Annotated in this window: 6 protein-coding genes and 2 pseudogenes; 4 read left to right on the top strand and 4 right to left on the bottom strand. The window is 70.2% G+C overall.

The features are described 5' to 3' along the window. The 4 genes from AC08OP_RS18405 to AC08OP_RS18420 all read left to right on the top strand — a co-directional run. Window positions 1-1,252, top strand: a 1,252-nt coding sequence (locus AC08OP_RS18405) for a lanthionine synthetase C family protein (protein ID WP_476615329.1), incomplete at its 5' end; no start/stop codon positions are given. Next, window positions 1,236-2,141, top strand: a complete 906-nt coding sequence (locus tag AC08OP_RS18410) for a thiopeptide-type bacteriocin biosynthesis protein (RefSeq protein ID WP_476615330.1) — start codon at window positions 1,236-1,238, stop codon at window positions 2,139-2,141. The genes AC08OP_RS18405 and AC08OP_RS18410, both read left to right, overlap by 17 nt. A gap of 10 nt (window positions 2,142-2,151) precedes the next feature. Further along, the gene (gene fxlM / locus AC08OP_RS18415) at window positions 2,152-3,348 is read left to right on the top strand and encodes a methyltransferase, FxLD system (RefSeq protein WP_476615331.1); all 1,197 of its coding nucleotides are present in this window, start codon (window positions 2,152-2,154) and stop codon (window positions 3,346-3,348) included. Next, window positions 3,327-4,568: a hypothetical protein gene (locus AC08OP_RS18420; RefSeq protein WP_476615332.1), complete on the top strand. Its 1,242-nt coding sequence runs from the start codon at window positions 3,327-3,329 to the stop codon at window positions 4,566-4,568. The genes fxlM and AC08OP_RS18420 overlap by 22 nt, the downstream gene beginning before the upstream one ends. On the opposite strand, the pseudogene AC08OP_RS18425 reads toward AC08OP_RS18420, so the two are convergent. The 4 genes and pseudogenes from AC08OP_RS18425 to AC08OP_RS18440 all read right to left on the bottom strand — a co-directional run. Beyond that, a pseudogene (locus AC08OP_RS18425) lies at window positions 4,471-4,725 on the bottom strand (hypothetical protein); the annotation flags it as partial. The gene AC08OP_RS18420 and the pseudogene AC08OP_RS18425 overlap by 98 nt on opposite strands. A gap of 25 nt (window positions 4,726-4,750) precedes the next feature. Next, a pseudogene (locus AC08OP_RS18430) lies at window positions 4,751-4,804 on the bottom strand (hypothetical protein); the annotation flags it as partial. 53 nt (window positions 4,805-4,857) lie between these two features. Continuing rightward, window positions 4,858-5,331, bottom strand: coding sequence for a YdeI/OmpD-associated family protein (locus AC08OP_RS18435; protein ID WP_476615333.1), 474 nt, complete (start codon window positions 5,329-5,331; stop codon window positions 4,858-4,860). 82 nt (window positions 5,332-5,413) lie between these two features. Next, window positions 5,414-6,388 (bottom strand): C40 family peptidase, encoded by a 975-nt coding sequence (locus tag AC08OP_RS18440; RefSeq protein WP_476615334.1) that lies wholly within the window; start codon window positions 6,386-6,388, stop codon window positions 5,414-5,416. Window positions 6,389-6,477 lie beyond the last annotated feature (89 nt).

A 6,477-nucleotide genomic window follows, 5' to 3' on the forward strand; every position in this document is an offset into this window, starting at 1 on the left:
GACGCAGTCCCTCTCCAAAGGCGCCGCCGGCGTCGCTGTCCTGCACGCGATGCGCAGCCGAGCTGGCCTCGGCGACGGGAAGCGGGCGCACAGTTGGCTGCTGGCCGCTACTCGCGAGGAACTGATCGCGGCCCCAGGTGCCGGGCTATGGTTCGGCGCTCCAGCGGTCGCCTTCGCCGTGGCCGCCACGTCCCACGCCGGCCAGTACCCGCGGGCGCTCCGCCGGCTCGACGTCGGTGTCGCGGCACTGGTGACCGCCAGGCTGGACGCGGCCTGGGCGCGGATCGCCGCGGCCCGCCGACCCGCGCGAGCCGAGTTCGACCTGGTCCGTGGGCTGGCGGGCCTGGGCGCCTACCTTCTGCTCCGCGACCCGCACGGCGCGCAACTGCGGCAGGTGCTGGCCTACCTGGTGCGGCTTGCCGAGCCGCTGCCCTGCGATGACCAGGCAGGGCTACGCGCACCGGGCTGGTGGACCAGCGATCTGCCCGTTGGCCAGCCGGAAACGATGTTCCACGGAGGTCATAGCGATCTTGGTATGGCTCACGGCATCGCGGGCCCGCTGGCGTTGCTGGCCTTGTCCGTGCGCAACGGGATCGTCGTCGAGGGCCAGACCGCCGCCCTGGAACAGATCTGCGATTGGTTGGACGCCTGGCGGCAGGAAGGGGCCGCTGGCGCCTGGTGGCCGCAACGGGTCACCGCCGCCGAGCTGGTCGCCGGTCAGCCAGCGGCCGTCGGCCCGACCCGCGGTTCCTGGTGCTACGGGACCCCGGGACTGGCGCGTGCCCAGCAGCTCGCCGCCCTCGCGCTCGGTGACCCGATCCGACAGCGGCGGGCCGAGGACGCGTTGGCTGACTGCCTGGCCGATCCGGCGCAGATGGAAGGGCTCACTGATGCGGCGCTCTGCCACGGGTGGGCGGGCGTGCTCGCTACCGTGCGGTGCGCCGCGGCCGATGCCCGCTCGTCGGACCTCACCGCTCAGCTGCCCGCGCTGCTCGATCAGGTGCTCCGCCGCGTCGCGTGCATGGAGTCCGACACCGGATCCCGGCCGGGTCTGATCGAGGGTGGCGCCGGGGTCGCCGCCGCGCTGCACACGCTGGCGACCGGGACCGGCGATCTTTGGGAGACGAGTCTTTTGATCAACGCGCCCGCTGCAGTCTCGACCGGTCCTGTCGTTCTGGGTCCGGCCACACCGGAGACTCCGCCGAGAGCCCAGCGCACCTCGGCGAGGACTATGCATGACGACGCCGGCTAGCAGACGAGACGCTGACGGTGCAGGCCGCTGGGTCCAGGTGACGTTGCGGTCCTCGGACTGGCAGGCCGCGGAAAGGATGGCGGTAACCCATCTGGCGCCGACATTGAGCGACGCCGAACAGGCCGACGGGATCACCCGCTGGTGGTTCGTTCGGAAAGCCGACGGCTGGCGGGTGCGCTGGGAGCCGGGCGCGGGTCAGACCGAGGCGGCCAGCGATCTCGCCGGGCTGATGGTGCGCGGCCTGCTCGCACGTGGCGCCGTCGTCCTGCGTTGGGCGTCAGCCATCTACGAACCGGAGATCCACGCGTTCGGCGGCCCGGAGGCGATGGAGGTCGCGCACACGTTGTTCCACGCCGACAGTCGTCACATCCTTGACTACTTGCGCCGAGAGGACCCTGTGCACCGCTTCGAGCTGGCGCTCCTGCTGGGCAGCCGGCTCGCCCGCGCCGCGGGCCAGGATTACTACGAGCAGGGCGACATCTGGGCGCGGGTCGCCGCCCATCGCACCCCAGCGGCCACCCGGCCCTCCACACAGGACTTGGCCTTGCGCACCGCCGCGCACCGTCTCATTACCGCCCGCACCTATGCCGCTGGCAGTCCTTTGACCGTCGCCCCGGCGTGGGCTGAGGCGTTCGAGGCGGCGGGTCTCGCCCTGGCCACCCTAGCCGCTGACGGCACACTGACCAGGGGACTACGCGCGGTACTTACGCATCACATCCTCTTTGCCTGGAACCGGGCCGGCATCCCGGCCGCGGCCCAGGCCCGTCTTGCGGACTGCGCCGCCCAGGCCATCTTCAACCCCGACGACCCGAACCCCCCGGCCGCCGACAGGCATGCACCATGTCCCCGACCGGCTGAACCGCCGGCCCGACCAGCACAGACGGGATGACCTTCCAACCATGACGACCGCGACGCCCGAGCAACTGCGTGCCGACCTCGTCGGCTACATCCGTGGCCGCAGTACCTTCCGCTCCCGGCGGGTCGAGGCGGCGTTCAGGGCCGTGCCCCGACACCTGTTCCTGCCCCAGGTGGACCTGGCGACGGCCTACGCACCCCAGGTCGTCGTCACGAAACGGGCCAGCGACGGTACCGCGCTGTCGTCCGCCTCGCATCCCAACCTGGTAGCCACGATGCTGGAACAGCTGGACGTCCAGCCGGGCCAGAAGGTGCTGGAGATCGGCACAGCGACCGGTATCAACGCCGCGCTGCTCGCCGAACTCACCGGCCCGGACGGCTCGGTCGTGACCATCGAGATCGACGGCGACCTCGCCGCCAGCGCGCGTGACGCGCTCACCGCCGCCGGCTATGGCCAGGTCGACGTGGTCCGCGGCGACGGCGCCGACGGTCATCAGGCCGCGGCCTGCTATGACCGGATCATCGTCACCGCGGGTGCGTGGGATCTGGCGGCTGCTTGGTGGGCTCAGCTCGCTGCCGGCGGTCGGATCGTCGTGCCGCTGCGCCTGCACGGCAGTGGGCTGACCCGCGCCGTCGGCTTCGACCGCGTCGGGCCGGACCGGCTGGTCAGCCGCTCTGCCCAGGTCTGCGGCTTCATCCCGATGCAGGGTGCCACCGCCCACACAGGACGCACGCTCACCCTCACCGATGGCGTCGCGCTCCACGTCGATGCCGCGGACGCCGCCGAAGAGGCCGCACTGCGTGACGTACTTGCGTATCCGGCCCACACGGTCTGGACAGGCGTGACCATCCACGACGGACAGCAGGTCGAGCACCTCGACCTGTGGCTCATCACCGCCGGCACCCGCTTCGGCCGGCTCACGGTCGGCTCCGGGCCGCGCGGCGCCGGCATGGTCACTCCCACGCTCCGCTGGGGCGGCGCCACCGTCTACGACGACACGACGGTCGCCTATCTGGTCCTACGGTCGACGACCGCCACCGCCGAAGAACTCGGCGTTGTCGCTCACGGCCCGAATGCCGCCATGCTCGCGGCTCAGACGGCCGACCTGCTGCATCGCTGGAACGAGCAATCCCCCGCCCAGCCCACGATCACCGCCCACCCGGCCGATACCGCCGGCGAGCAGCTCCCACCCGGCTACCGCGTCCAACGGCCCGCCAGTTGGCTCGCCGTAAGCTGGTGACGCCACCGCCGTTGCCCTCACCGGACAAGCTGACGGCCGGCGAGGCGACACCGAGCAGCATCGTCACTGCGCCGCCCCGCACACCGCGGGTCTTCGACCTGGTCGCCGCGCGGTTCCCGCTGGTCCCCCGTTTCAAGCCGGTCTGTCGGTCCCTCGACGCGAGGATCGACCGGGTCCGCGCCCTGGCCCGCGAGGCAAGCCTGCGTACCGACGAGGCAGCGCTGCGCGCGGCCGAGGCGTACAACCTTGCCGCCCTGATCGCAAGCGACTGCGGAATGACCGAGCTGGCGCGTCACCTGTGCTGGCGCCAGTACGAGAACATGCAGCAACGCCGCCACCTGCCCGCCGCGACCGCGAAAATGACCTTACAGCCACTGATCAACATAGGCCGGCTGCTAATCCGCGAAGGGGACGGTGACGGGGCCTACCAGCTGTTCACCGCGCTCTACGACGCGGCGAAGTCACGCGGACCCGCCAGGCTCGGCGGGAGGACGGTCGACCTCACCGACCTTACCGAGGATGGCGCCGAGCACCACCAGCTCGTCCGATGGCTGTGGACGGTGATGCTCGCGGACGCGACCAGGGCTCTCGCCCGCGCAGGCCGCTGGGCCAACGCGCTCGACCACGTCCAGCGTCACCGCGGCCTCGGACGCCGCCTGCTCGACGGACGGCAGGTCGCCATCCTCGCCCACTACGCACAGGGCGACCTCGACACCGCCGTATGCCTACTCGCGGACACCGACACCACCGAGCCCTGGGAACACTCTGCGGCGGCCTGTCTCGGCCTGCTCGTCGAATACGCCAACGGCCGACGACCCGCGGAACCAGACTGCGCGGCAGCGGTCGGCTCCCTGCTCGGCCTCGCCCCGGAGCCGGAGAACAGGGCATTCAGGGTCGCCCTGGCCCTGTGCCTGGCCGACCTGACCGCCGACTCCCGCTGGCCGGGCACACTGTTGCGCTGGGTGGCCGACCTCGTCCGTCAGAACGACGACGCCTACGCGGCCCGTGATCTTCTCGCGCACCCGCACGGCCGCACCTACCTCGACGACGAGGCCCTGACGGCACTGAACGCGACCATCCGGAGGGCAGCGCTCGGCCACGGCACGATTCCCGAACCCCTGTTCACCGATCTTCAACTATCCCTCGACATCGCCGGGCCCGCCCTTGCCACGCCAGCAAACCAGCGGGCCTTGTCACATCGGCGGCGAGGCTCGGGGTGACAGCGAGCGGACTGTCGGTCGACGCTCGGCCACGGACCAACGGCCGTGACCGAGCGCTCGCATCCGCGACGGCTCGTTCACCCCCGGCTATTCTCCGAATTCGCCGTCTCGTGCGCCCCGCTAGAAATGCTGCCCATTCGTCGGGGGTGAAGATGAGGACTGGGCCGGTGGGGTCTTTGCTGTCACGGACGGCAAACGATCTGAGGGGTCCGCGCTACCTCCACGCGGTTGGTCTCTGTCGCGCTGTAACTCGACTTGCGCCATCCGCGCTCTCATCGCCGCGTCCGGCTCATGGTTTGGGGCGCTGCTTGATCCCTGCGCCCAGGAGTTGGACCATTTCGGTGATGCGTTCAGCTCGTTGCTCGGGGTGGCGTTTGGTCGCGTCGATCCACCGTAGGTAGGCCGTGCGGTAGAACTGGGCCAGCGCGTCGAAGAATGCGCCGGCCTCGGGGTTGGCGTCCAAGGCGGCGGCGACGTCTTCGGCGAGGTCGTCGCGCTGGGGCCCCTCGGGAGCGATCTCTACGGTGACGGTGTCACCGATCGCGAGGGCATGACAGTCACGCAGCCATGCCGGTCCAAGGGTGAACCCGCGTTGGCCGCCAAAACTCTCGATGGCGGCGCGGATGCGTATCCCGTTGATGGTGCCGGTGATGTGGTGGCGTGGCTTCGCCGACCAGACCTGGTCGGGGTCGAATGGGACTGCCACGAAGGCCCGGCCGCGCTCGTGGGCGGCGAGGGTGGTGGTGAAGCGCTGTGAATGCACCGGATGATCGTTCCACGGGTCGTGGATGGGGTGGCGGTGGTGCGTCCTGCTCTGTCGGAACGTCGTCCGGCGGCGCGTTCGATCAGCGGCTGTCGGGCGCCGTGGCGCCCAGGTAGATCTCTGAGCCCCATCTGGCTCCGATCGTCGTCGGGAACGCTTCCACGCGCACGACAGAGCCTGCGTTAGGAGCGTCGATCATCATTTCCTGGTCTGCCTGCCGACCGAGGTAGATCCCCACATGGGTGATGTTGTTCGGAGCGGTCCCGAAGAACACCAGGTTTCCCGGTTCCAGCGGCGCCCCGGCCGGCAGCCTCGGACCGGCGTCGTACTGGGTCTGGGCGGTGCGCGGGAGCTGGATCTCGGCGGCGGCGTAGGCGGCGGCGGTCAGCCCGGCGCAGTCGAAGCCGGGGTTGCCGTTGCCGCCCCAGACGTAGGGTTTGCCGAGCTGGGCGCAGGCGTACTCGACGACCACCAGCGCGGTGGGGCTGAAATCATCGGTTCCGGTCTGAAGCGAGGTCTGGAATGCGTCACAGCCTGGTGAGGTCGTCGGCGTGGTCGACGCATATTGCTGTGCTTGTGCGAGAACGTCGGAGACGTAGCTTTCCGAATGGTTGTAGGTGAGCAGCGCGGTGTGCAGGTTGGTGGTGGCGCCGGAGTCGCACAGGTAGTCGGCGGCGGCGTAGATCGCGTCATGGGGATTGTAGGGAGACGGTGGCGTCGCGCCGCCGGCCGGGAGCGTGTGGCGGGCGATAACGGCGTTGAAGGTCGGTAGCAGAAACTGCATCGGCCCTGCGGCACCGGCATAGTTTGTCCCGCTTTGTACCCCTGGGAGGGTACTGCGACCGTGGTCCGATTCGATTTTGCCGACGGCGGCGAGGACCGACCAGTCGAGGCCGGGGCAGGTGGCGGCGGCTTGGACGTAGTTGGTGAGGTAGTCGGCGGGGATGTCGGCCATGGCGGTTTGGGTGGGCTGGCTGGTGCCGCCTGCGCCGAGGAACCAGCCGAGGAACGGTATCCGGGAGATGACGCCGCCGACGGCGGCGGCGATGAGGACCATGACCAGGACGAGGCCGGCGACGAACGCGGCGGCTGCTTTAGCCGTGGCGGTTCACCGCCTCGGTGTGCCAGTCGTCGGGGGGTGGCATC

Source organism: Frankia sp. CeRuru1 (assembly GCF_977966315.1).

Coding starts and splice junctions, on each gene's coding strand:
- AC08OP_RS18410 (WP_476615330.1), top strand. CDS start 1,236: ATGACGACGCCGGCTAGCAGACGAGACGCTGACGGTGCAGGCCGCTGG.
- fxlM (WP_476615331.1), top strand. CDS start 2,152: ATGACGACCGCGACGCCCGAGCAACTGCGTGCCGACCTCGTCGGCTAC.
- AC08OP_RS18440 (WP_476615334.1), bottom strand. CDS start 6,388: ATGGTCCTCATCGCCGCCGCCGTCGGCGGCGTCATCTCCCGGATACCG.